Genomic DNA, 22801 nt, shown 5'->3' with positions numbered 1-22801 from the left:
TCGGACGGAAGATAAATTAAAGAGGATGCATCTTTGCATCCTCTTTAAAAATTCATATGAGTTCTTTTCGTAAGGAAAGTTCTTCTTCATTTTCGTATCCAGTAAATAAAATTTCTTCAATTTTATAGGCAAATGTATTATCGCCAACTTGGGTCATATTACTGGTGTTTAAGATAGGATCGCTACCGTGATCAGTGATCTCCACAGGTTTCTCACGGTCCCAAAAAGCAATGACAATGATTAAGATGATAAGGTATATACGTATGTTACGTAGTTCTCTTGATACAGTATTCACCATTTGATAGTCTCCTTTGTTGTTGAATAGATTTTGTTTATAAAAGAAATAATTCCTATGAAAATAAATAAAAAAGACACTTTCAAGTGTCTTTTTTATTTGAGTTATGCGCATTGCTTAATAAGACGCTAGTTCCTCAATCGGAATATGAGTAACTATGTAGGGTGATTTAATTATAACATTTTAACCAGTAATGGGTCTATATGGAATTTAATGAGGGATTGAAAAATGATTAGGCATGTTTTCCTTTGTAAAAAAAATTTCAATAATTTATCATTGCAAACGCTTACCTCTTGTGTATAATAAAGGTAAGTTAATAATTACAAGGATTGTTACTGTTCGGCAGGCAAAACCTAAATTGATCCAAGGAGGCTACATATGTAGTTTTTTGGAATCAGTTTAGGTTTTTTTATTACCCTTTTGTGATATTAGTAGAAAAAGAAGGCGGAACAATATGAGAATCCATAAAATCTTAAATAACAATGTTATTTGTACGATGAAGGATAATGAGACAGAAGTTGTACTGATGGGCAGAGGTTTGGGATTTCAGAAAAAAGTTGGCGATACTATTGATGAATCTAAGGTAGAAAAAACCTTTGTGTTAGAGACAAAAGAATTATCAGAGAAACTTGCTAGGTTGCTAACTGAAATTCCTGTAGAAAATTTAGAGATTACAGAGAGAATTATTCAGTTTGCTAAGACAGTTTTGCCGGGGACTTTAAGTGATTATATTTATCTTACATTAACGGATCACTTAAGTTTCGCCTTAACTCGGCATAAAGAAGGAATGGATCTTAAAAATACTTTGCTTTGGGAGATTAAGAGGTTTTATCAGAAAGAGTTTGAAATTGGTCTACAAGCTTTGAATATGATTGAAGAAGAGACTGGGTTTAGACTTTCTGAAGATGAAGCAGGGTCAATTGCACTACATTTCGTTAATGCGCAGCAAGGAGAGCCGGCGATGCAGCAAACGGTGGCGATGACGAAAATCGTCCAAGATATTTTAAATGTTGTAAAGTACCACTATAAGATGAACTTAGATGAAAGTTCATTTAATTATAGTCGTTTTGTAACGCATTTACGATATTTTGCGCAGCGTTTAATGCAGAAGGAATTGAATTCGGCCGAAGATGATTTTTTATATGAGCAAGTGAGAAGTAAGTATCATGAAGCATATAGTTGTACAGAAAAAATAGAAGCATACTTACGAAAAGCACATAATAGTCATCTTTCAAAAGATGAAAAAGTGTATGTAACGTTGCACATTCATCGTGTAACGAAGCGTAATGAACTATGTAATTGAATAGACGGGATTGTTACTGTTTGGCAGGCAAAACCTAAATTGACTTTTAATGAAGTGATTCGTATGTATCACGCCGTTATGGTTAGTTTAGGTTTTTTCTTTTATAAAAATGATAAATAGGATGATTGTAGGGAGGGAAAGTTACTATGAAGTATGAAAAATTAGCAAAAGACATACTGAAGAATGTTGGCGGGAGAGAAAATATACATAGCGTTGTACATTGTATAACTCGCTTACGATTTCAGTTAAAAGATGAGGGGAAAGCAAATACAGAAGTACTGAAAAGTATGGAAGATATTGTGACTGTTATGAAAAGCGGCGGGCAATATCAAGTTGTAATTGGTAACCATGTATCTGACGTATACAAAGCGGTTATTGCTGCTGGAGGGTTTCAAGAAGCTGAGGAAGAAAATGAGAGTGAGAAGAAAAAGAGTAGTCTTATAGATATTCTTTCTAGCATTTTCACTCCTATTTTAGGAGTGTTAGCTGCAACTGGGATGATTAAAGGATTTAATGCATTATTTGTAGCGTTAGGCTGGTTAAGTACACAGTCAGGAACGTATCAAATATTAAATGCAGTTGGCGATTCGTTATTTTATTTCTTCCCGATCTTCCTTGGATATACAGCAAGTAAGAAATTCGGGGGATCACCATTCATTGGTATGGCGATTGGAGGAGCTTTAGTTTATCCGGCTTTATCAGGTTTAAAAGCAAGTGAGCCATTATATACGCTATTTGCTGGAACGATGTTTGAATCACCAATTCATATTACGTTTTTAGGAATACCAGTTATTTTAATGAATTATGCGTCATCAGTTATTCCAATTATTCTCGCTACTTATTTTGGATCGAAAGTAGAAAGAACTTTAAAGAAAGTAATTCCAGATGTTGTTAAAACATTTGTAGTACCATTTTTCACATTACTTATCGTTGTACCAGTTACATTTCTTGTGATTGGCCCGATTGCGACGTGGGCAGGTCAATTTTTAGGACAGGCTACACTTTGGGTTTATAATTTAAGTCCATTAGTAGCAGGGATAGTACTTGGTGCTTTCTGGCAAGTGCTCGTTATTTTCGGACTTCATTGGGGAATTGTCCCGATTGGCTATAATAATTTAGCAGTGCACGGTATTGATCCTATATTAGCGCTCATATTCGCTACTTCATTTGCTCAAATTGGGGCTGTTCTTGGAGTTTGGATGAAAACGAAAGACCAGAAAATAAAAACGCTAAGTATTCCAGCTTTTATTTCAGGTATTTTCGGAGTTACAGAGCCGGCGATTTATGGTATTACACTTCCTCTTAAAAGGCCATTTATTATGAGCTGTATTGCTGGAGGAATTGGCGGCGGAATACTTGGCGTATTCGGTACGCAAGCTTATATGACAGGTGGTCTTGGGATATTTGCGCTTCCAACATTTATTAGTCCGAAAGAAGGTATCACGGCTGGATTTTGGGGCGCAATTATTGCGATGGTTGTTTCCTTAATATTAGGTTTTGTTCTTACTTATTTATTTGGTTTTACTAAAAAGAAAACATCTACAGAAACAGCTGAAACAATTGATAAAATTGCTGCATCAAACGATGATGAAGTAATCTTTAGTCCTTTTCATGGTGTAGTTAAGCCACTCCAACATATTGATGATGCTGCATTTGCATCAGGTGCATTAGGTGAAGGGGTTGCAATTGAGCCTTCAGAAGGAAAGTTATTTTCACCAATATCAGGTACGATTTCTGCACTTTTCCCAACGAATCATGCAGTAGGAATTACGGCGGATTCAGGTGCTGAAATTTTAATCCATATTGGTATGGATACTGTGAAATTAAATGGCGAATTTTTCTCTTCTCATATTGAACAAGGAGTGAGAGTAGAAAAAGGGCAATTACTTATTGAATTTAATATAGCTGAAATTCAAAAGGCGGGTTATATTGTGACAACACCAGTTGTTGTTACAAATTATGATAAATATAGCATTAAAAAAACTGAAGTAGAAAAGATTCAAGCAGGAGATTCCTTACTAACGTTAGGAGTTAAATAGTAGTTACATTGCATACAGGTTCAAACGAAGAAAGGTATTCTTTAAAAATAGTAATGCCTTTCCTCGTCAATTCTTATATAAAGGAGTTTTTCTATATGTCTAAAGTTATTTTTCCTAAAGGATTTTTATGGGGTGGAGCAATCGCAGCCAATCAAGTGGAAGGCGCATATTTAGAAGACGGGAAAGGGTTAACGACGGTGGATCTATTACCAACTGGTGAAAAACGTTGGGATATTATGAAGGGGAATATTCATTCCTTTACACCGGCAGAAGGGGAGTTTTATCCATCACACGAAGCGATTGATTTTTATCATCGTTATAAAGAAGATATCGCGCTGTTTGCAGAAATGGGATTTAAAGCGCTGCGTGTATCTATCGCTTGGACACGTATTTTCCCAAATGGTGAAGATGAAAAGCCGAATGAAGCAGGATTACAGTTTTATGATAATTTATTTGATGAACTGTTGAAGTATGGCATTGAACCAGTCGTTACGATGGCTCACTTTGATGTTCCTATTCATTTAGTAGAAAAGTATGGAAGCTGGAGAAGTAGAAAACTTGTCACTTTCTTTGAGACGTATGCAAGAACGATTTTTAATAGATATAAAGATAAAGTGAAATATTGGATGACATTTAATGAAATTAATATGCTTTTACATTTACCTTTCATGGGTGCAGGGCTAGCATTTAAAGAAGGTGAGAACAAAAAACAAATTCAATATCAAGCAGCGCATCACCAACTTGTCGCAAGTGCTTTAGCTGTAAAAGCGTGTCATGAAATTATTCCAGATGCGAAGATTGGTTGTATGCTTGCTGCAGGTGCGACGTATCCATATACATGTAATCCAGATGATGTTCTACGTGCGATGGAGCAAGACCGTGAATCATTCTTCTTCATTGATGTACAAGCAAGAGGGGCATATCCGGGATACGCAAAACGCTTCTTTAAAGATAACAATTTAACAATTGAGATGGAAAAAGAAGACGAGGAAATTTTAAAAGAGTATACCGTTGATTATATTGGCTTTAGCTACTATTCAAGCCGAGCAACAAGTACGGATCCCGAAGTGCTAAAAAGTATAACGAGCGGAAATGTATTTGGTTCTGTTGAAAACCCATATCTTGAAAAATCAGAGTGGGGATGGACAATTGATCCGAAAGGCTTCCGTATTACAGCGAACCAACTTTACGATCGTTACCAAAAACCTTTATTTGTTGTTGAAAATGGTCTTGGTGCAATTGATCAATTAAATGGTGAAGACGAAGTGAATGATGAATACCGTATTGATTACTTGCAAAAACATATGACGGAAATGTCAGAAGCAATCCAAGACGGGGTAGATATTATCGGATATACAAGCTGGGGACCGATTGATCTTGTAAGTGCCTCTACTGGAGAAATGAAAAAACGTTACGGATATATATACGTTGATAAAGATAATGAAGGAAAAGGTTCATTAAAAAGATCGAAGAAGAACAGTTTCAATTGGTATAAAGAAGTAATTGAGACGAATGGTGAGAGTTTGGAGTCTTAAGTGTAATGTGATATGAACATAAGTTTGCCGAAACGGCAAGCTTATGTTTTTTGGTTGCGGCAAACTTATGCTTCTAGGATTTGAAGAATATTTTTAATGCCGCTTTTAAATAAAGTCACGGTGTTTATAAAAAAGACGTGATGTTTTGTCCTTTTGAATCTGTTTATCTAAAGAGATGTTTTTATAGTGAAAAGAAGGTCTGGACTGAAAGGCGGATTAAGGAACTGTTGAGTAGCAATAAAGTTACTCCACTAAAGGGCCATATAATGGAATGAATTCTTGTCAAAATTGAAAATATTTGAAATGATTGTTATTAGGTTGAAGGAGAGCGATTGCAGAAAAAGGTGATACGACTTTCTCTTACTTAAGAATTCTGGAATAGTTAAAAAATCTGATTAATTATATTCCGAAAGGGTGTGTGTAATATATTATCAACTAACGTTTTTACTTATAAATCTAAAGACGGAAAAACAGTAACAATTAGAGAAGCTAAAGAACAGGATGCAGAAAGAGTGCTAGATGCTGCTTCAAAAGCTTTAATAAACGCTCCATACATGCTAAGTACGGTTGAGGATGTAAAAAAGACGAGTGTTGATGCTATTCAAAAAACGTTAAAAGCTTATTATGAAAATCCAAATTATGTAAAGTTTATTGCTGAAGTTGATGGTAAGTTAGTCGGTGCAATCGATTTTAAGAACGGAAACAAAGAAAAAATTAGTCATCAAGGGGCTTTTGCGATGACCATACTACCTGAATATCGAAATTATGGTATTGGAAGAGCTCTTCTAGAAACGCTAATCAATTGGGCTAAAAATAACAGTAAGATTGAAAAAATTTCTCTTGAGGTAATGGAAGATAATTTAGGGGCAATCCAGTTATATAAGAATTTAGGCTTTTTTGAAGAGGGTAGAAAAGCAAAGGGTGTAAAATTGGATGGCGACTATCAAGATTTAATATTAATGGCTTTATTTGTTTGAAATTGAGCCTTATTCAACAATAGGGCGCGATTGTTGGGCAAACACAGGTAGAAAAAGGAGTAAATTTTTTTAAAAAATTATTCACAAACAATAAATAACCCAAGCGTTTTAATCAAACTTTATTACAAACCAACAGCATTCACGGCAAGCTTATGGGTTAATAACTAATCCACGGCAAAGATATGCTTTCTTTAGCGGCAACTTTGTGGGTAAAGTCACATGTAAAAAGAAGACATCAATTAAGATGTCTTCTTTTTTGTACAATGGTAAGTAAAGGATGGAGCTATATTTCCCTTTACACGAACATAAAGGTATAATTTAGTTTAGTTAACTAAACTAAACTATATGTTGAAACGAAAAAACAGCATGAGTGGAGGAAGAATGCTATGACTAGATCGTATAAAGAAGTAATTAATGAAATGAACCGGGCTTATAATGAATTTTACATTTTACTATTTCAGGAATTAAAGGATGAGTTCGGTCTTACAGGACAGCAAGAGAGCATGCTATTTCATATCAATTTAAATGAAAACACGACAGCAAATAACATTGCGAGTACTTTTAATATATCGAAAAGTGCTGTGAGCCAAGTTTTATCGAAATTGGAAAAACAGAAGATGATTTCGAAACAAGTAAACCCCAACAATAAAAGGGAGTATTTCCTTACACTTGGTCCAAATGGTAGTAAGTATATAGAGCGGTTGTCTGAGTTAGATGATGTATTAATTGAGAAATACTTTTCTAAAATCGATATAAATGCTTTAGAGCAAATGACCGATACGTTAACGAAAATAAATAAAGTGATACTGGAAGAAAAACAGAAGGATCTTGATTGTAATGAGTAAGAACCTGGATGAAGCAATTAGTAGAAAGGAGGAGAAGCGTGTTATGAGTTACATACCAAATATGATTACGATAGCAAATTTTGTATGTGGGCTTTTGGCTATTTACGCTGTTTTCGTTCACGATATGTATTTGGGAGCAGTTTTTATTATTACAGGTATGTTATTTGATTTTTTTGATGGCATGGTTGCCCGGAAACTTGATGCTGTTTCGGAAATAGGTGGAGAGTTAGACTCGTTTGCGGATTTAGTGACCTTTGGTGTGGCACCGTCTATTCTTGCATATAGTGTCGCTTTAAAAGATTTGCAGTCTATCGGCATGCTATGTGCGCTTGCTTACAGTGTTTGTGGAATGCTTCGACTTGCGAGATTTAACACGCAGCAAAGTAAACTCCCAACGTTTATCCCGCATTAACGGGCAGTAAACTCCCACCTCAAAATTCTGTAAATACGAAGAAGTTAGGAGGGAGATAACTGCCCATAAATGCCCGATTGGTTCAACTAATAATCAGTGGGGGAGGAACAAAAGCCCCGCTGATTAAAGTTTCACTTTATCGGAATGCCCATTCCATTTGCGGCAATGTGCCTCCTCATTTTATGTTTCTTGAATAATCCAGTTTCTGTGGCGTTTGGTACATGCGTACTTGCTTATTTAATGGTGAGCAATATCAAATTCCCACATTTTAAAAAAGATATATCGGAAAAATTGGAGTCTGAAAGATGGAATTGATGATACGTAAATATAATGAGAAAGGTAAAGGGGTACGGCATGATTCGTATGGCGCTAAGATCATTTAACATACAAATGTATAGTTTGCTAGGCGTGATGTTATTGGGATGGTTTATAACACCTTTCCCAGCCCAGTTTGTAGGGATAAGCATTGGCCTTTTGGTGAGCATGTACTGCGTTTGGATTTTAGGAAGGCGTATTGAAAAGTTTGGAGATAGCATTGTAAAAAAAGAAAAAGCACCGATGCTGGGAATGATGAATCGGTGTGCAGCCGCGATACTCGGCGCGATTATTATGTATGAAATTGAACACCATAATTTCATGTGGACATTTGCTGCTGGAATTATGAGTGGGTATTTCTTGATTATTATTAATTTAGGATATTACAGCATGAAAGATGCGAAGAAATAAAGTGAAACTTTAATCAACACACACCAATCGGCCTTTTAAAAATATGGTTACCCGTAGAAGGATTATTTGTATTTCACACTAAAGACCGAAAGTGATAGAGAGCTTTTTATTACAAAGAAAAGACACCCATATATGAGTGTCTTTTCCGATAGTTTTTTAGCAGAAGCAAGAAGCCCCAACGATGATTAATAGAATAAATAATACAACTAATAAAGCAAAGCCTCCAGAAAATCCACAGCCGCCACAACTACCACCAAATCCCATAATAGTTCCTCCTTTTAATAAGAGGGGAAAACAAAGGGTCACTCATGTATTTTAACGGATTCAAATTACTTTATGTTTTTTACGCAATAATTGAGCAGGTCCTTTTGAAAATAAAGAAAAGACACCCTAAGGTGCCTTCCTCCGACTTGAACCATCTTAATTTTAATAATATGTATTGGACATTAAGTAAACACGTCCTATAAAATAGAATCATTTATTTTCACCAGATTGTTAGTGTACAAATACAAGAGAATCGAGATCGTTTGTTTGGCTAGATTAAAGCAACGCCACATCTATATGGTTGAGATGTGTTACGCCTTCTAATCGGAGAATCTGCTTTATAGAACGTGTCCACAATTTACATTTTACTACATGTAATATTTAGTTAGTGTAATTTTTACAAATATGTATAATTACATAAAGTTTATGAGAAAAAGAGAGTATACTTTGGTATTGTGTAATAAAGATAAAGCCCACCTACGGAAATAGGCGGGCTTTTTAACGCATAAAGAAAAGACACTCATATAAGAGTGTCTTTTCTGATAGTTTTTTAGCAGAAGCAGCTAGCTCCAACTATGATTAATAAAATAAATAATACAACTAATAAAGCAAAGCCGCCACCACAACTACTACAACTACCACCAAATCCCATAATAGTTCCTCCTTTAGATAGGAGGGGAAAACACGGGGTCACTCATGTATTTTAACGGATTCAAATTACTTTATGCTTTTTACGCAATAATTGAGCAGGTCCTTTTGAAAATAAAGAAAAGATACCCTAAGGTGATCTTCTTATGTAGGGCGGGAAGACATCGGCCTTCCTTTCGGGTTGCCATCAAGGGATTCAGCCGAGTTACGTATAAATTGCATCAAAAATGTAAATCAGCATTTTTCTGTTGTTGTCCTTTATTAAGACTTTGTTTTATAAATAATTCTGCAATGATTAAATTTGGCACCCACGCTAACCAAGCAATAACAGCATAACTAAGTTCGAAATGCTTCAGTCCAAATAGCAATACAAATAAAGGTAGCCAAATTCTTAATGTAACTGCCGCAAAGGTTAAGGAATAATTTCTGATCATCCAATTCCGATGGTCTTGAATTTTTTTATTCTTAACTCTGTTTAATGCTTGATATGCCGATGTTAGCCAAAGTACGGATAACAAACCGAAACCAAGTTTTCCTACCAATCCTCCCGTAGCGTAAAAGGATAAATAAAGTCCTGAAACGCCGCCAAATAATACACCAATCATATAGATTTTTCCAATCATTCGATGGCGACTGATATTCTTTTCTCTAAATTTTGTGGATAATGTAAAAGGACCAATTACTAATGCTACTACACTAGTTGCAATATGTGTAAATAACATAATGTACCAAAGCGCACTCATTTTAGAGAGAAACATAAGCTTCATTAGCTTAAATACGGCATTTCCCATTATCTCCACGGAGAGATCCCTGTGGCTTTGAAATAAAGTTTAACTGTTTTAAAGTTATTAAGACCTAAATTGTAAAAAGTGTGGCTTTAAAACAAAGTTTAATAATTTACAAAAGGTCTGATTGTTCAAAATAAAGATTGATAATATGTAAAAAAGTTTGATCAAAATCCTGTGTTGATGTGCAGGATTTTTTCTTATTCAGCAATCGGGCCATTTAGTTGAAGATCTCATCAGATAAGTAATAATATTTAAAGGAATAATTCATTCTGATAAAGAATATTAAAAAACGTGATGATAAGGAGGGGATTGTATGGTAAATCATGTAGAAAATCTATATAACTATCATGTATGGGCAAATCAACGGATTATTGATCATCTTAAGACACTTTCTCCTGAGAAATATCAAAAGGAAATGAAAAGTGTCTTTTCTTCTGTTTCAAAGGTTTTATCTCATCTCTATTTGGTGGAATATGGATGGCTTCATACCCTCGAGGGTCAGAGTATGAATGAAGCAATGCAATCTTCATTTCAAATTCAAGAAAAGATTGAGAAACTGCCCATTGAAGACTTAGAAATGGAATTTCACACTTTAACATCTCGGTTTAAAACCTTTTTGAACAGACAGGAAGATATGGAAAAGAGAATAATGTTGGATAATCCATGGGCAGGATTAAGAGAAACAAGTATATCTGAAATGGTCTTACATGTTGTGAATCATGGAACCTATCATAGAGGGAATATTTCAGCTATGTTACATCAGTTGGGTGATTCTTCAGTTATGACTGATTATGCTTTTTATTGGTATTCTTGAAATGTTATTCATTATAAATAGGCAAGAGAAGAGTAATCCATTTTTTCACCAAAATACTTGGGGGTATTTCAAAATCTCAAGTTGATGGGCATGTGACGGTGCCTCATACTCACCAAGCTAGTTAGTGTATGTTAAGTAAAGCTTATGGATTTGTATATCTCATCCATCCATCTTCAGATTGTTTCGCTTTATACTTTCCATAAGACAGCAGCTTCATTGCCGAGCGATTGGCCGCATGAAAAACCAAGTTCAGCTTCCATTCTTCCTCCATTTCACTGGGATAGGTGGTGGATTCATAAACATAATAACCCGCCATGATACAGGGGATTACTTGCTCCGGTTCAAATCCATAAGCAGTTGCATCATCCACAACCAAATCAATGATGCATCGGTTTCCATCTTTAACTTTTTTCAGGAGTAATTTTTTTACCGATCCTGGTACTAATTCTAATATTTTATCCTTCATGTCAGTCACCTCATCTTGTATCATGTCCAGATAGCCTGGGGATATGTGTCAAACAGAATGAAATTCCAACCGTAATTGCACAGGTCCTTTAAGAAAAAAAGACACCCTAAGGTGCCTTCCTCCGACTTGAACCATCTTAATTTTAATAATATTGGACTCCCGTCCGAATATTATTTTACCATGTTAAGTTGTTTTTGGAAATATTCCATATCGATAATTACAATACACGTTTTAGTTTTTGAATTATTTATTTGTTTAAAAGTTGAAATTAATAAGAACCCCACAAATGATAAACCATGCCACTAACAAAAAATACTAATCCTAAAAACAAAACAATTAAAGCAAGTATTCCATTTTGATTATGTTCCATAAAATTAGCTCCTTTTAGATTTATTTTTATATACAAAAAAGCCTTTAGTCGTAATTATGGCTAAAGGCTTTGAGCATTATACTTTTTAGTTTATAAAATCTTATGAGAAGAATTTATAGTATTTTTTTATCAAATTTGAAACTGAAAATGTACTAACTTGATAATGAAGCCTGGTTATTTGAATTGAAAAATTTTAGTTTTATTATAATTAATAGAAATGAGAGTAGTGTGAATATAAATCCGCTCCAAATAAGCTGGTGAATACCTAAGTTTGAAATGAACCAGCCTCCAATTGTTGTTCCTAAAGTAATTCCGAGATTTGAGAACGAAACGAATAGACTATTACCAAATTCAGGTGCTTCTTTTGCTTCGCTTATTAACCATGTTTGACCAACAATTAATCCACCAGCATGTACGATTCCCCAAATGAATACTATAAAAATCATTGGAACAAGGTAGGAACCTAAATAATAAACCAATATGTAAACAACAGAATATAGAATAGGGAATGATATTACGGTGTTTATTATGCTTTTTTGCAGGAGACTACCAAATAAATGATTACCTAAAATCATAACTATACCAAATATGAATAGCATGATACTGATGAGAGATCCGTTCATGGAAGTTACTTTTGCAAGGTACTCGGCGAAGTAGCTGTATACGGAAAACATGGCTGCAAAAAGGAATGTGACGGTTAAAATATTTAACCATAAACCTGGTTTGCCGAGTATACGAATTTGTTTGCCGAAAGACATTTTTTCTTTAACAGGCATAGAAGGAAGTAGGGTTAGTATTCCAATGAATGCAAGAGTGTTAACGAACGCTCCGAATAAGAAAGCAATTTCGAGTGAAAATTGGTCTGCAAGGTAAGAGGTTAGTGGTACACCTAAAGCAAAGCCAACAGTAATTCCCATGAAAACTTTTGTAACCGCTTGACCGCTCTTTTCTGGAGGGACAAGTTTAGCAGCTGTTACAAGAGCGATTGAAAAGAAGAGTGGATGAAGTGCAGCCGGTAAAATACGAAAAATAAGCATGATTTCAAATTGTGTTGTATAAGCGTAGATTATATTTGAAATAACAAATATAAAAATTGCTGTTAATAAAATTATTTTGCGATTAATACTAGAGACGAGCAGAATTAAAAACGGACCAGAAATAGCAACAACTAGTGCAAATATACTTACTAAAAATCCAGCTTGTGTAGTTGAAATTCCGAATTTTTGAGTGATTTGTGGTAATACGCCAACAATACCCATCTCGGTAGTAATAATTCCGAACACACCTATTGCGAGTGTCAGAATAAGTAAAGGATTTACTTTTTTCATTTATAAAACTCTCCATTCGTATCAGTATTTTGAAAGTAAATTCATTAACAAAGAAACATTATTACAAGCATGATTGGATGCCAATATTATCAGGATTATGTAATTCGAAATACAATAACAGATATCTAAATAACTAGATATGATATATTAAAAATTTTTCTCCTTTCTATGTTTCTTGCTTTTATAGGTAGTGCAATTTTATAAAAAAGTAATTGGATACCTGTAAAAAGCAGAATGTGTGAAAGCTACTAATCAATTGGTAGGTTGCTTAGTAGCTTTTACTTTATAATTCGTTTTGAACGTATTCAGAAAACTCTCGTATTGTTTTTTCATTTCGGCGATAGTATGTCCATTTTCCAATTCGGTCAGATTCTAGTAAGCCTGCTTTTTTCATAGTTAATAAATAGCTAGAAATAACCGATTGGGCTAAGCCAGTTTTAAGCTGGATATCTCCTACACATACTCCAACTTGAAAGTTAAGGCCTTGTTCTAGATAAGGTTTTTCATCGAAATGGTTTTCTGGATTTTTCAACCATGATAAAATTTGACATCGTGTTTCATTTGACAATGCTTTATAAATTAATAAAGGTTCCATAAGGATATTATATCTACTTTTATAGATTTGTAAATGGATTTTGGTAATTTTAAGGAAAGAAGGTATAGGTATATCCTTTTAAATGTGAATGATGTGCTTTAGTAACGGGCTTATTTTTTGCTTCGTTTGCTGTTACATAGTATGTTTGTTAACGGCTATTGCTTGAAACAGTAAAGGAAAGTAATCTTTAATCATATAAATCGCTTTGTATTCACTCAGCTCCTGCTTTTTCTTTTCAAGCAGAAACTGTCGCATTTGAAACATCGTAGAAGAACAGAAAAGGTTGCCCCAAAACGATAAAAATGAACTTCGGTGCTGTAAAAAACATAAAATTATCGTTTCGTTTAGGGGGTACTTTAAAATCTTAGCTTGATAGCAATGTGGTGCCCCCCCTATTAGAAGTTTACTTTTAATTTCACTAGAAAAAAGCCAAAAGATGACATTGAATAAGTCATCTTTTGGCTTCAAAACATCTATAAAAATTTTATTATTTTTCCTGATTTTCTACTTTTTCAGTTGTAATATGCTTCACCACGTTGTTTGTAACAAAGTTAACGAACGATTCAGCGATTTCATGCACGTTACCAAACGGATCAACGAAAGCAGCATATCGCCCTTGAGTAGGTTTATCATGCAAAAATTGAATACCTTTTTCCTTCATTTCCTTATAAGTTTGCTCAACAGATACAACCTCAAACACCAAAACTGTTCTAGCCTCGTTTGAATAATCTCCAATTTCTTTGGTCTTTTCACACTTAAAAGCTATAAGCTGACAGCCGTCAAGGGCAAATACAAGCTTATTTTCTTGCTCTAACAATGTTTGCAAACCCAGCAATTCAGAATAAAACCATCTCGCCTTTGTCATGTCATTGACGAAAATCATTATATGTCCTAGTTTCATAAGGCTATGCTGCCCCTTCACTTTTTTTAGGTTACCATTTTTTATGGTTCATGCAGAATCTTTGCTAATGATTATTTGAAGTATTCGCGAATTGATTAACATATCCTGCCCGTTAGTTTAATAAATGGCGAAAAGGAAACGATTTAATTATAACGGGGTTCAGCCGAGATACGTGTATTAACTATACTAAATAAAACCATAGTCCTTATAATTCTTTAAGTAAGGTTTATGGTTTTTATTTATCTTTAAATAAAGAATAACTATATTGATTTTTTAAAGTATTTAAAGTGTTTTAAGGTGAGGATGTGGTATTAATGAATTTCACTGGATACAGCTAATGATTATAAAAAACATTATTAATTGTTGTAGCGTTGGGCGGAGAGCTATTGGTTCTGATGCAAAAAAATGATAAATAAAAAAAATCAAAGATTCCTAACGGAATCACCTGTTAAGCAATTAATCCAAACAGCTGGTTGATAAAAATATTTTGACTTTGGAGAGACTGATCCCGTAAATCAATTTGTTCTTTTTTGACCATATGCATCGCTTCTACACCTTTTGAAACGCACTCCTTCCCACGGTAAAACCATACCTCCCCCTATTAATCTGATAAAAAACATTATTCAATATTTGCACAACATAGGTGGAAATTCCTAATTAGAAAAAAGGTGGATTTCTCCAATATCCATTGGTAAATTATCACCATACTTTTCATTGAGGGCTGCGGCTCTATTTTTTCATTTCAAAATGAGAAAATATAATTCTTTTAATATAAAACATTAAGAATATTCAACTTGTTACTTTTGATATTATTAAGTATTATAAACACGAGGGGAAAATAGTAAATATTTGGATGGTTATTCTATTTTTCTAAAAATATATTAATGGAGGGGAAATATGTGTTTAAAAAGTGGAAAGTAGGTATGGTTGCTTCTCTCCTAGCATTTATGACGTTTACATCCGTTGTTTCTGCAGAAGAAAAACCTAAAGATCAACCAAAATGGGAAGAATGGGTAAAGGAGCATGCAAAAAAATTAAACAAGCCTAATGCTCAGACAACTGAAGATTTGTCCTTTTTAAAAGAAACAGTACAGGATAAACGTATTGTTCTTCTCGGTGAAAGTACACATGGTGCCAAAGAAATAAACCAATCTAAAGTACGGATCATTAAGTATTTGCATGAAGAAATGGGATATGATGTACTGGCATTTGAATCTGGATTTGCAGAAGCAAATGCTGTTAACCAAAAACTGGACCGATTAACTGCTACTCAAGCCATGAAACAATCTTTAGAAACCGTATGGCATACAGAAGAAATTGAGGAACTGTTTCATTATCTAAAAGAGCAAAAAGAAAAAGGGACTCCACTGATTTTAACTGGATTTGATACTCAAATTTGGTGGAATTCATCTTTCCCACAATTTGCAAAAGAATGGTTAGAGAAAATTAGTCCTGAAATTGCTAATGATGTTGAATTAGTGGATAAAGAATTGGTCGATATAGAGCGGACATTTAACCCAAAAAATAATCAGTATCCGTATGAACAATATAAAAAGGACATTCAGCCAGTAATAGACAAATACGAAAAAATCAAAGCATTTATTCAAGAGCATAAAACTGAATTACTCGAGGTCGCGCCAGTTAATACATATGATGTAAATCTGTTAGAGAAAGCCATTAGTATACGAATTGATACGATTAAAACTCATCAAGATGCTAAAGTAAAAGAAAAAAACTTCATATTCTCACCGAATCCAAAAGCGTCTGAGTTCTCATTTTATATTCGAGATCAGAAAATGGGACAAACTTTAGCATGGTTAAGTGATATTCAATACAAAAACAAAAAAATCATCGTATGGGGACATAACTATCATATTCGAAAACAAAATTCAAAGATGATACTCGATTTTACTGATATACAAAAACATAACTTTGTAGCACCGACTATGATTGATTACATGCCTAAACGTATTAAAGATCAAATGTATATGGTCGGTGTGTACGCTTGTAGTGGAAGCAGCTGGAATAGCGATATTAGTGAAATAGTTCCTGTAGAAACTGATCACACGGAACAGAGTATTGAAAAAATATTAAGTGCTGCACAATACCCACATATATTTGTCAATTTAAAAGGTGAAAGAAACCGTCCAGAAACCTCTTGGATGTTCTCTCCTACTGCGGGAAGATACTGGGGTCTGAAAGAATCTGAAGAAATAATGAATCCAATTGAACAATATGATGGTATTCTATGGCTAGACCATATTACACCATCGCAAATGAAATAAGTAATTGAAGTAGGTCACAATTACGGAAAACAAACAATCAGATGAAACAATAAATGTACAATATGACTTTAAATCTACTGTAAAAATTGGAGAGTATGTAAAAGTAGAGAATAATGGTTGGAATAAAACAAATCCAGCTTCAATTAAGGAGGAGTTTATACTGTAAATAAGGAGACATACATGATGTGGTAAATCTTTACACCCTTATTATAGTAAGTGTTTATATATATATAATAATAATGCATTTTAATATGTAATATTGCATATTTATACATTTAGACCTCTATTAGTCATCTCTTAATGGTATCATAGCGAGGTGAGAGTCTTCAAGGGTTCTCCTTAATAGGAGGAAACGATATATGGAAAGAATGCAAGCGATTGACAGTAATCTGAAACTCAAGAGCTGGGGTAAACAGGTACTAGCTGTAGGCGGAATGTTAGGGTTCTGCTACTTGGTGTTATATGTTTTCAGTTTCTTAGTTGTTATATAAATACTATACAACTACACTAGTGGGGTCTTGCCTACAGAGGTAAGGCTCTTTTGTTGTACCTGAGGTAAACATACTATACACAATACCTCTCAAGATTTTCGGATTACCCTGTATGGTGCCTTGTTCCTCAGGTGGTACAAATATAGGTTGATGGGCATGTGGCGGTACCCCATATTATTAAAATTAAGATGGTTCAAGTCGCAGGAAGGCACCTTAAGGTGTCTTTTTTTGCGCTTATAGGGGTAGAACCACATCGCTATCAAGCTAAGCTTATGCAAAGTCAATTTTAGACGAGATTGTTTCTTTTTTCTAAAGGGCAAGTGTAGTTGATTGAAAGATTTGCATACGAAATAAACCCTAACGGGTTTCACTTTTTTGAATTAAGCGGCTTGATTATCAGACATGGTACAATTGTAAACGACACCTAGTATATCAAAGACCGTTTTTTTCTCATATCGATGAGATTTCCGCCCGTTTTGCTGTAGGAGATTGAACAAGCGAAGTAACACCTTTGATAGCTCTTGGGCGTTTTTTTGTATAGTTTGGAATAAAAGAAGAAAATAGTCTTTAATCATATATATGGCTTTATACTCACTAAGCTCTCTTTTTTTCTTCATGAGGAGCAATTGGCGCATTTGAAACATGATAGAAGAACAGAGTAGAATGGCAATCAATTGACCATATAAATGGCACTCTAATCGTTCTGGTTTTATCTTTTTACAATGATGAATTTGAAAGAATGACTTCCACGTTTTAAATAAAATTTCGATTTGCCAACGCAAAGAATACCAGTCATGTACCTGTCCCATCGGGACAATATCTGTAGGGGTGTTTGTCATATATACATTGATGCCACTGAGTCGTTTGCTACGCGGAGAATACTTCATTCCTTTCTTTTTTTCTCTTACAGCTTGATCTTGTAATCGTTTTTGTTGTTGTTCTTTTGTTAACCGATGAACAATTACACGAGTTGGGACTTTATCAGTCATTCCTACATAAGCGTCGGATATTTCACATGTTTGTCCTGGTTGAAGAGAGTTCATTAAGACCTCCATATCTATCTGTATATACTCTGTACCTTTCTTAATTCTTCCATCTTGAAAATAATCAGGGGTGGGATTTTTTTGATAAATACGTGTATTTGATTTAATACGAGAGATATAGTAAGCCTTTTTATCTTGTATATATTGAAGATCTTTCAAGTGAAAATAACCTAAATCTCGGATACATAAATCATTCGCTTTCACAGTTGGGGCACACAGAGAGCCGTAAGTGCGATCATGTTGTTTACCTGGACCTGTATGAATATGAAGGAACTGTCCACTTAACAAATCATACTCAAGTTGAATTTTTATCCCAGCTGTATGGCTGCAGCCTCCTGCACCTGGATAAACCGTTGAAAATACATCCGGGAGTTGAAATGCAGTTGAATCTAAAATACGAATACGTTTGAAAACAGAAGTGTATGGAGAAGAAATCGGCATAGATGCGGCCAATTTTTTGCTTAGTAGTTCGGCTAGTAGGTGGTGTAAAAGTTGGACGGCATTCTTATTAAATCGTTGATTCAGTCCCTCAGGACTGATGAGCACCGCTGTTGATGCTTCTAAACAGCTAGATAACTGAGTTAAAGAAGTCATAGCTACATTTTGGTTCACCCATACACATAAAGCTACTAAATCTTTTGCTTGATACTTACTGGTTCGTTGTACAAAACCAACATCTCTAGCAAGATCTCGTAAGGTATTTGGAGATAAAAAACTTTGAATCTCTTGAGCAAATAGTTGTAATTCGTCAGACACAGAAACAGACATAAAAAACGCCATCCTTTCCTATGATTCTACAGAAAGAATAGCGTATTTTTTTATTTTAGAAAACCATGCAATTTTTAATTTGCTGACAACGTGGAGTAATACAAAACATAAATAGAAAAAATCCCTAACAATATCCAAAAGAATTGTTAGGGATTTTGTTAGTCTTTTAATAAAGACTAACAGGTGACTTGCAAAGCAAGTTACCTGGTGTTACACTCTAACTACATGCTAACTTGCATAGCAATCTACTGAAAGGAGATGAATCGATGCATAGCCAAATGCTAAAAGGTGTATTAGAAGGCTGTATTTTATATATCATCTCACAAGAAGAAGTATACGGTTATGAGCTAAGTACCAAATTGAATCAATATGGCTTTACGTTTGTAAGTGAGGGCAGTATTTATCCACTTTTATTGCGTATGCAAAAAGAAAAGTTAATCGAAGGAACTTTGAAAACCTCTAATCTAGGACCTAAACGTAAGTATTATCATTTAACAAAGAAGGGATTAGAACAATTAGAGGTATTTAAGGAAAGTTGGGATATGGTATCAACAACTGTAAATCGGTTATTAGGAGGGGAAAAACAAAATGAAACCAGATGAACTGGCTAAAATGAATAATGAAAAAAGAGAGCTACTAACAGAAGAAAATGAACTAGCTTATGGAAATATGTTAGTGTATATTCGCTGTTCAAATGTTCCTGAAAGGCAATCAGAAGAACTATTATTGGAGATTTTGGACCACCTTCTTGAATCTCAAAAAGAAGGAAAAAATGCTTATGATGTATTTGGGGAGGATCTTCCAGCGTATTGTGACGAATTAATTGCCGCCCTACCTCAACAAACAATGTTTGAAAAATTTTCAACAATTGGTTTTATTATTAGTTTACTACTTGCTATTCAATTTGGAATAGATACGATATCTGCTGTAATAACTTCGTTTTTTCAAAAAAACTATCCAACTGAAGGTGTGTCATTTGATATTCTGGAAACCACACTGTCTGTCATAATTCTTATTGGAGGTCTTTATATTATTTTATATGTAATGAAAGGATTCTCGTTTAAATTCATAATGAATTGGAAGAGCCGAATTATATTTGTATTATCAATTTCTATTCCATTTGGAATATCAGTATTATTACATATGTATTTTAAAAAACACCCTTATCTTTCTTATAACTTAAGTTTATGGCAAGGTGCCTTGATAACTTTATTTTTCTATATTTTATATAAATTTTTATTTAAAGCATCAAGATTCTAATAACTTATTTAAAGAGCACATATATCGCTATTAAGCTAACAAAATTAAATTTTCTTAAAATGAAAAAATACGCTATTCTTTCGGTAGGCTCATAGGAAAGGATGGCGTATTTTTTGCTTTATGGATAATAAAAAATTAGATTGATAGGGATTTATTTTGACTCCAAGTACACCAATTAATCAAAAATAAAATAATTCTTCAAATTTTTTATCTAGTGCTATACAAAGTACTAATGCTAACTTTGCAGTTGGACAAAATTGTCCTGTTTCAATAGAACTAATTGTTTGCCTAGATACTCCTACCATTTCAGCTAATTCTCCCTGTGATATTTTTTTCTCAGCTCTTGCTACTTTCAAACGATTTTGCAGTACTAATTCATCTTTCAATTATCATCCCTCCAGAAAGAAAGCTATGGCACTTGCAATTGTACTCATTATTGCTAAAATGCTTGCAATAAGAAATTTTTGTGCTTTCAATTTTTTAAACTTATAAAAGCTTGTACTAGCTATATAACCAGAAAAAATTGAAATTAATTCGTAACTTTTAATACCATGCATCAATTTCCAAGAACTAAAAAATAGGACTAAAACAAGCACAGCCATTAAACCGTAACTAGATGAATCTAATTCTATAAGTTCTTTACGTTCATCTCTCCCCATTTTTTTGTATTTTCTTAATATCTCCTCTTTTTGCATCATTAGTAACCACCCCTTATTAATTATATTTTTATTGTACAGTTTTATTATCATTATGACAAGTTAACTTGTCATAATGATAATAAAACTTGTCTTCAAGTTGCATAGTAATACAATTTGTATAGATATAAAATTTTCATTCTGGGGGTAATTAAGAACCTTAGCTTGATGGTGATGGGGTAGAACCACACATCCATCAACTTAAGGATTTGGACTATTCTTGGAGTTAAAAGCAAGTTACTATTTTCTTATGTTAATGAGAATAGCAACGTGATTTTTAAGAAATATGCACCAAAACTTTATAGTAATAAGTCTGGCGTTACCTCTCTAATTATTAGGATATTTTTTCTTCATATATGCATACTAAACATACTATAGAAGGTGCATAGAAGGTGAGGAAGTCATGGGAAAATTTCTGAAATGGTTAAAATATAGAGAAAATCCTAAATCATGTTCCATACGAAACGATACTCCTGTTCCCCAAAAAAATATTGAGGAATCTCTCTTAGAAGCTAGTTTATCGAAAAATATAGCTGAGCTTCAGAATGTGTTTCGTCAATCACCTGATCTAGTGATTCGGCGGTTTCAAACAACAGACTCTGGATTAGAAGCCGCTTTAGTATATTTGTCTGGATTAACAGATAAAGAATTGATTCAAAATCATGTTCTACGTCCTTTGATGAATAGTGATTTTGATACCAATACAGAACTTCCAATTACATTGGGACAAATTAAAAATATTAATACGTGGAGTCAGATTGAAAATGCTATTTTGGGAGGAGATAGCGTTTTATTAGTTCAGGATCAAACAACTGCTCATCAATTGGATACGAAAGGATGGCCGCAAAGAAGTATTGAAGATGCTCATAACGAAATATCTCTAAAAGGTGGGCATCAAGGGTTTGTAGAAACTGGAGCTCAAAATATTGCAATGATTCGAAGGTATATTCCTCATCGTGAATTAGTGATAAAAGAAATAACGATTGGTATGCGAAGCAAAACACAGATTTCTATTTTATATTTGAAAGATGTAGCTTCTGAGGATGTGCTGAAGGAATTAGAAACACGGATTCAAAGCATAACGGTTGATGCTGTTACTAGTACTGGTGAACTTATTGAATTCATTGAAGATAGCCCGTATTCACCATTTCCACAATTTATGTTAACAGAAAGGCCTGATTTAGCCGTATCGCATATTCTACAGGGAAGATTTGTGACCGTAGTGGATCATTCGCCAAGTGTTTTAATTGCTCCAACAAATTTTATCTCCTTTTTTCAAGGGGTGGATGATTACGGTACAAGATGGCTAGTTGCTTCGTTTATTCGCATACTTCGTTTTATCGCTTTTATGGTTGCTTTATTTTTGCCTGCGAGTTATGTTGCGTTTATTTCTTTTAATTTTGAAGTGATTCCTGTAGAACTTTATTTATCTATTGCAGAGTCAAGGACACGCGTACCTTTTGTGCCAGTAATGGAAGCGTTACTTATGGAAATAACTTTGGAAACGATGAGAGAAGGGGCCTTACGCTTGCCTACCCCGATTGGTCAGACAGTTGGAATTGTAGGAGGTATTATTATTGGACAAGCAGCTGTTCAGGCGGGAATTGTAAGTAACATTATGATTATTGTCGTTGCCGTTACAGCCATATCATCTTTTATTATCCCTAACTATGATATGGGATCCGCAGTTAGACTTTTACGATTTCCAATGATGATCTTAGCTGCATTATTTGGAATTGTAGGATTGGTAATCGGATGGATGACATTACTTGGGCATCTTATCACTCTTGAATCGCTAGGAACCCCTTATGGAACACCGTTAGCACCGTTTCGTTTTGGGGATATGAAAGATACTTTTGTGCGCTTTCCTTTATGGGCGATAAGAAAGCGATCGAACGGTACAGGTGCGATTCAATCTATTCGACAAGGAAAGAGTCATAATAAAAGGTGAAA

At 34.2% G+C, this 22801-nt stretch carries 22 protein-coding genes and 4 pseudogenes; 14 read left to right on the top strand and 12 right to left on the bottom strand.

From position 1 onward, the window contains the following. Positions 1–52 precede the first annotated feature (52 nt). A complete protein-coding gene (locus QCI75_RS22075) occupies positions 53–298 on the bottom strand; it encodes a YmzC family protein (RefSeq protein WP_144508360.1) in 246 nt (81 codons plus the stop codon). A 451-nt stretch (positions 299–749) separates the two neighbouring features. Here QCI75_RS22075 and licT point away from each other — a divergent pair, with 451 nt between their 5' ends. The 8 genes and pseudogenes from licT to QCI75_RS22035 all read left to right on the top strand — a co-directional run bounded on the left by licT (position 750) and on the right by QCI75_RS22035 (position 8132). Further along, positions 750–1598 (top strand): BglG family transcription antiterminator LicT, encoded by an 849-nt coding sequence (gene licT, locus QCI75_RS22070; RefSeq protein ID WP_353761175.1) that lies wholly within the window; start codon positions 750–752, stop codon positions 1596–1598. A gap of 146 nt (positions 1599–1744) precedes the next feature. After that, a complete protein-coding gene (locus QCI75_RS22065) occupies positions 1745–3637 on the top strand; it encodes a beta-glucoside-specific PTS transporter subunit IIABC (protein WP_353761174.1) in 1893 nt (630 codons plus the stop codon). Positions 3638–3732: 95 nt separating this feature from the next. Then, positions 3733–5172 (top strand): 6-phospho-beta-glucosidase, encoded by a 1440-nt coding sequence (locus QCI75_RS22060; RefSeq protein ID WP_353761173.1) that lies wholly within the window; start codon positions 3733–3735, stop codon positions 5170–5172. A gap of 416 nt (positions 5173–5588) precedes the next feature. Beyond that, positions 5589–6149, top strand: coding sequence for a GNAT family N-acetyltransferase (locus tag QCI75_RS22055; protein WP_353761172.1), 561 nt, complete (start codon positions 5589–5591; stop codon positions 6147–6149). Positions 6150–6535: 386 nt separating this feature from the next. Beyond that, positions 6536–6994 carry a MarR family winged helix-turn-helix transcriptional regulator gene (locus QCI75_RS22050; RefSeq protein ID WP_144506763.1) on the top strand — a complete coding sequence of 153 codons (459 nt, stop codon included), beginning with the start codon at positions 6536–6538 and terminating at the stop codon, positions 6992–6994. Then, positions 6987–7391, top strand: a pseudogene (gene pssA, locus QCI75_RS22045) (CDP-diacylglycerol--serine O-phosphatidyltransferase); the annotation flags it as partial. The gene QCI75_RS22050 and the pseudogene pssA, both read left to right, overlap by 8 nt. A 150-nt stretch (positions 7392–7541) precedes the next feature. Then, a pseudogene (locus QCI75_RS22040) lies at positions 7542–7721 on the top strand (CDP-diacylglycerol--serine O-phosphatidyltransferase); the annotation flags it as partial. A gap of 39 nt (positions 7722–7760) precedes the next feature. Further along, entirely contained in the window at positions 7761–8132 is a 372-nt protein-coding gene (locus tag QCI75_RS22035; RefSeq protein WP_353761565.1) for an ATP synthase subunit I, read from the top strand. A gap of 156 nt (positions 8133–8288) precedes the next feature. Here QCI75_RS22035 and QCI75_RS22030 read toward each other — a convergent pair whose 3' ends face one another. The 3 genes from QCI75_RS22030 to QCI75_RS22020 all read right to left on the bottom strand — a co-directional run bounded on the left by QCI75_RS22030 (position 8289) and on the right by QCI75_RS22020 (position 9835). Beyond that, complete coding sequence (locus QCI75_RS22030) at positions 8289–8396, bottom strand: YjcZ family sporulation protein (protein WP_000505673.1); 108 nt, start codon at positions 8394–8396, stop codon at positions 8289–8291. A 550-nt stretch (positions 8397–8946) separates the two neighbouring features. After that, positions 8947–9048 (bottom strand): YjcZ family sporulation protein, encoded by a 102-nt coding sequence (locus QCI75_RS22025; protein WP_000505688.1) that lies wholly within the window; start codon positions 9046–9048, stop codon positions 8947–8949. 217 nt (positions 9049–9265) lie between these two features. Beyond that, positions 9266–9835 (bottom strand): DUF2306 domain-containing protein, encoded by a 570-nt coding sequence (locus tag QCI75_RS22020; protein ID WP_483299467.1) that lies wholly within the window; start codon positions 9833–9835, stop codon positions 9266–9268. A gap of 310 nt (positions 9836–10145) precedes the next feature. Between QCI75_RS22020 and QCI75_RS22015 the strand changes: the two genes are divergently transcribed. Then, complete coding sequence (locus tag QCI75_RS22015; RefSeq protein WP_098778629.1) at positions 10146–10646, top strand: DinB family protein; 501 nt, start codon at positions 10146–10148, stop codon at positions 10644–10646. Between the two features lie 142 nt (positions 10647–10788). Here QCI75_RS22015 and QCI75_RS22010 read toward each other — a convergent pair whose 3' ends face one another. The 5 genes and pseudogenes from QCI75_RS22010 to QCI75_RS21990 all read right to left on the bottom strand — a co-directional run. Further along, positions 10789–11112 carry a hypothetical protein gene (locus QCI75_RS22010; RefSeq protein ID WP_144506761.1) on the bottom strand — a complete coding sequence of 108 codons (324 nt, stop codon included), beginning with the start codon at positions 11110–11112 and terminating at the stop codon, positions 10789–10791. 522 nt (positions 11113–11634) lie between these two features. Then, complete coding sequence (locus QCI75_RS22005; RefSeq protein WP_144506760.1) at positions 11635–12810, bottom strand: MFS transporter; 1176 nt, start codon at positions 12808–12810, stop codon at positions 11635–11637. Between the two features lie 283 nt (positions 12811–13093). Beyond that, a complete protein-coding gene (locus tag QCI75_RS22000) occupies positions 13094–13405 on the bottom strand; it encodes an ArsR/SmtB family transcription factor (protein ID WP_002159054.1) in 312 nt (103 codons plus the stop codon). Between the two features lie 556 nt (positions 13406–13961). Continuing rightward, positions 13962–14306: pseudogene (locus QCI75_RS21995) on the bottom strand (VOC family protein); the annotation flags it as partial. A gap of 448 nt (positions 14307–14754) precedes the next feature. Next, positions 14755–14865, bottom strand: a pseudogene (locus QCI75_RS21990) (IS6 family transposase); the annotation flags it as partial. Between the two features lie 340 nt (positions 14866–15205). Between QCI75_RS21990 and QCI75_RS21985 the strand changes: the two are divergent. Both QCI75_RS21985 and QCI75_RS21980 read left to right on the top strand, forming a co-directional pair. Continuing rightward, positions 15206–16591, top strand: coding sequence for an erythromycin esterase family protein (locus tag QCI75_RS21985; protein ID WP_353761169.1), 1386 nt, complete (start codon positions 15206–15208; stop codon positions 16589–16591). Between the two features lie 359 nt (positions 16592–16950). Next, entirely contained in the window at positions 16951–17082 is a 132-nt protein-coding gene (locus tag QCI75_RS21980; RefSeq protein ID WP_353761168.1) for a hypothetical protein, read from the top strand. Positions 17083–17462: 380 nt separating this feature from the next. On the opposite strand, the gene QCI75_RS21975 is transcribed toward QCI75_RS21980, so the two are convergent. After that, a complete protein-coding gene (locus QCI75_RS21975) occupies positions 17463–18893 on the bottom strand; it encodes an IS4 family transposase (RefSeq protein WP_353761167.1) in 1431 nt (476 codons plus the stop codon). Positions 18894–19159: 266 nt separating this feature from the next. Here QCI75_RS21975 and QCI75_RS21970 point away from each other — a divergent pair, with 266 nt between their 5' ends. Next, positions 19160–19495 (top strand): PadR family transcriptional regulator, encoded by a 336-nt coding sequence (locus QCI75_RS21970; protein ID WP_002191906.1) that lies wholly within the window; start codon positions 19160–19162, stop codon positions 19493–19495. Further along, a complete protein-coding gene (locus tag QCI75_RS21965; protein ID WP_353761166.1) occupies positions 19482–20153 on the top strand; it encodes a hypothetical protein in 672 nt (223 codons plus the stop codon). Before QCI75_RS21970 ends, QCI75_RS21965 begins: the two co-directional genes overlap by 14 nt. A gap of 179 nt (positions 20154–20332) precedes the next feature. On the opposite strand, the gene QCI75_RS21960 is transcribed toward QCI75_RS21965, so the two are convergent. After that, positions 20333–20539 carry a helix-turn-helix transcriptional regulator gene (locus tag QCI75_RS21960; protein WP_000651002.1) on the bottom strand — a complete coding sequence of 69 codons (207 nt, stop codon included), beginning with the start codon at positions 20537–20539 and terminating at the stop codon, positions 20333–20335. Positions 20540–20542: 3 nt separating this feature from the next. Continuing rightward, the gene (locus QCI75_RS21955; RefSeq protein ID WP_016127755.1) at positions 20543–20848 is read right to left on the bottom strand and encodes a DUF6442 family protein; all 306 of its coding nucleotides are present in this window, start codon (positions 20846–20848) and stop codon (positions 20543–20545) included. A gap of 403 nt (positions 20849–21251) precedes the next feature. Here QCI75_RS21955 and QCI75_RS21950 point away from each other — a divergent pair, with 403 nt between their 5' ends. Continuing rightward, positions 21252–22799 carry a spore germination protein gene (locus QCI75_RS21950; protein ID WP_144506757.1) on the top strand — a complete coding sequence of 516 codons (1548 nt, stop codon included), beginning with the start codon at positions 21252–21254 and terminating at the stop codon, positions 22797–22799. The last annotated feature ends 2 nt before the right edge of the window (positions 22800–22801 follow it).

Source organism: Bacillus cereus group sp. RP43 (assembly GCF_040459645.1).
Lineage (GTDB): Bacteria > Bacillota > Bacilli > Bacillales > Bacillaceae_G > Bacillus_A > Bacillus_A mycoides_C.
Note: the sequence above shows the minus strand (reverse complement) of the source record. Positions and strands in the feature narration are given on the sequence as shown.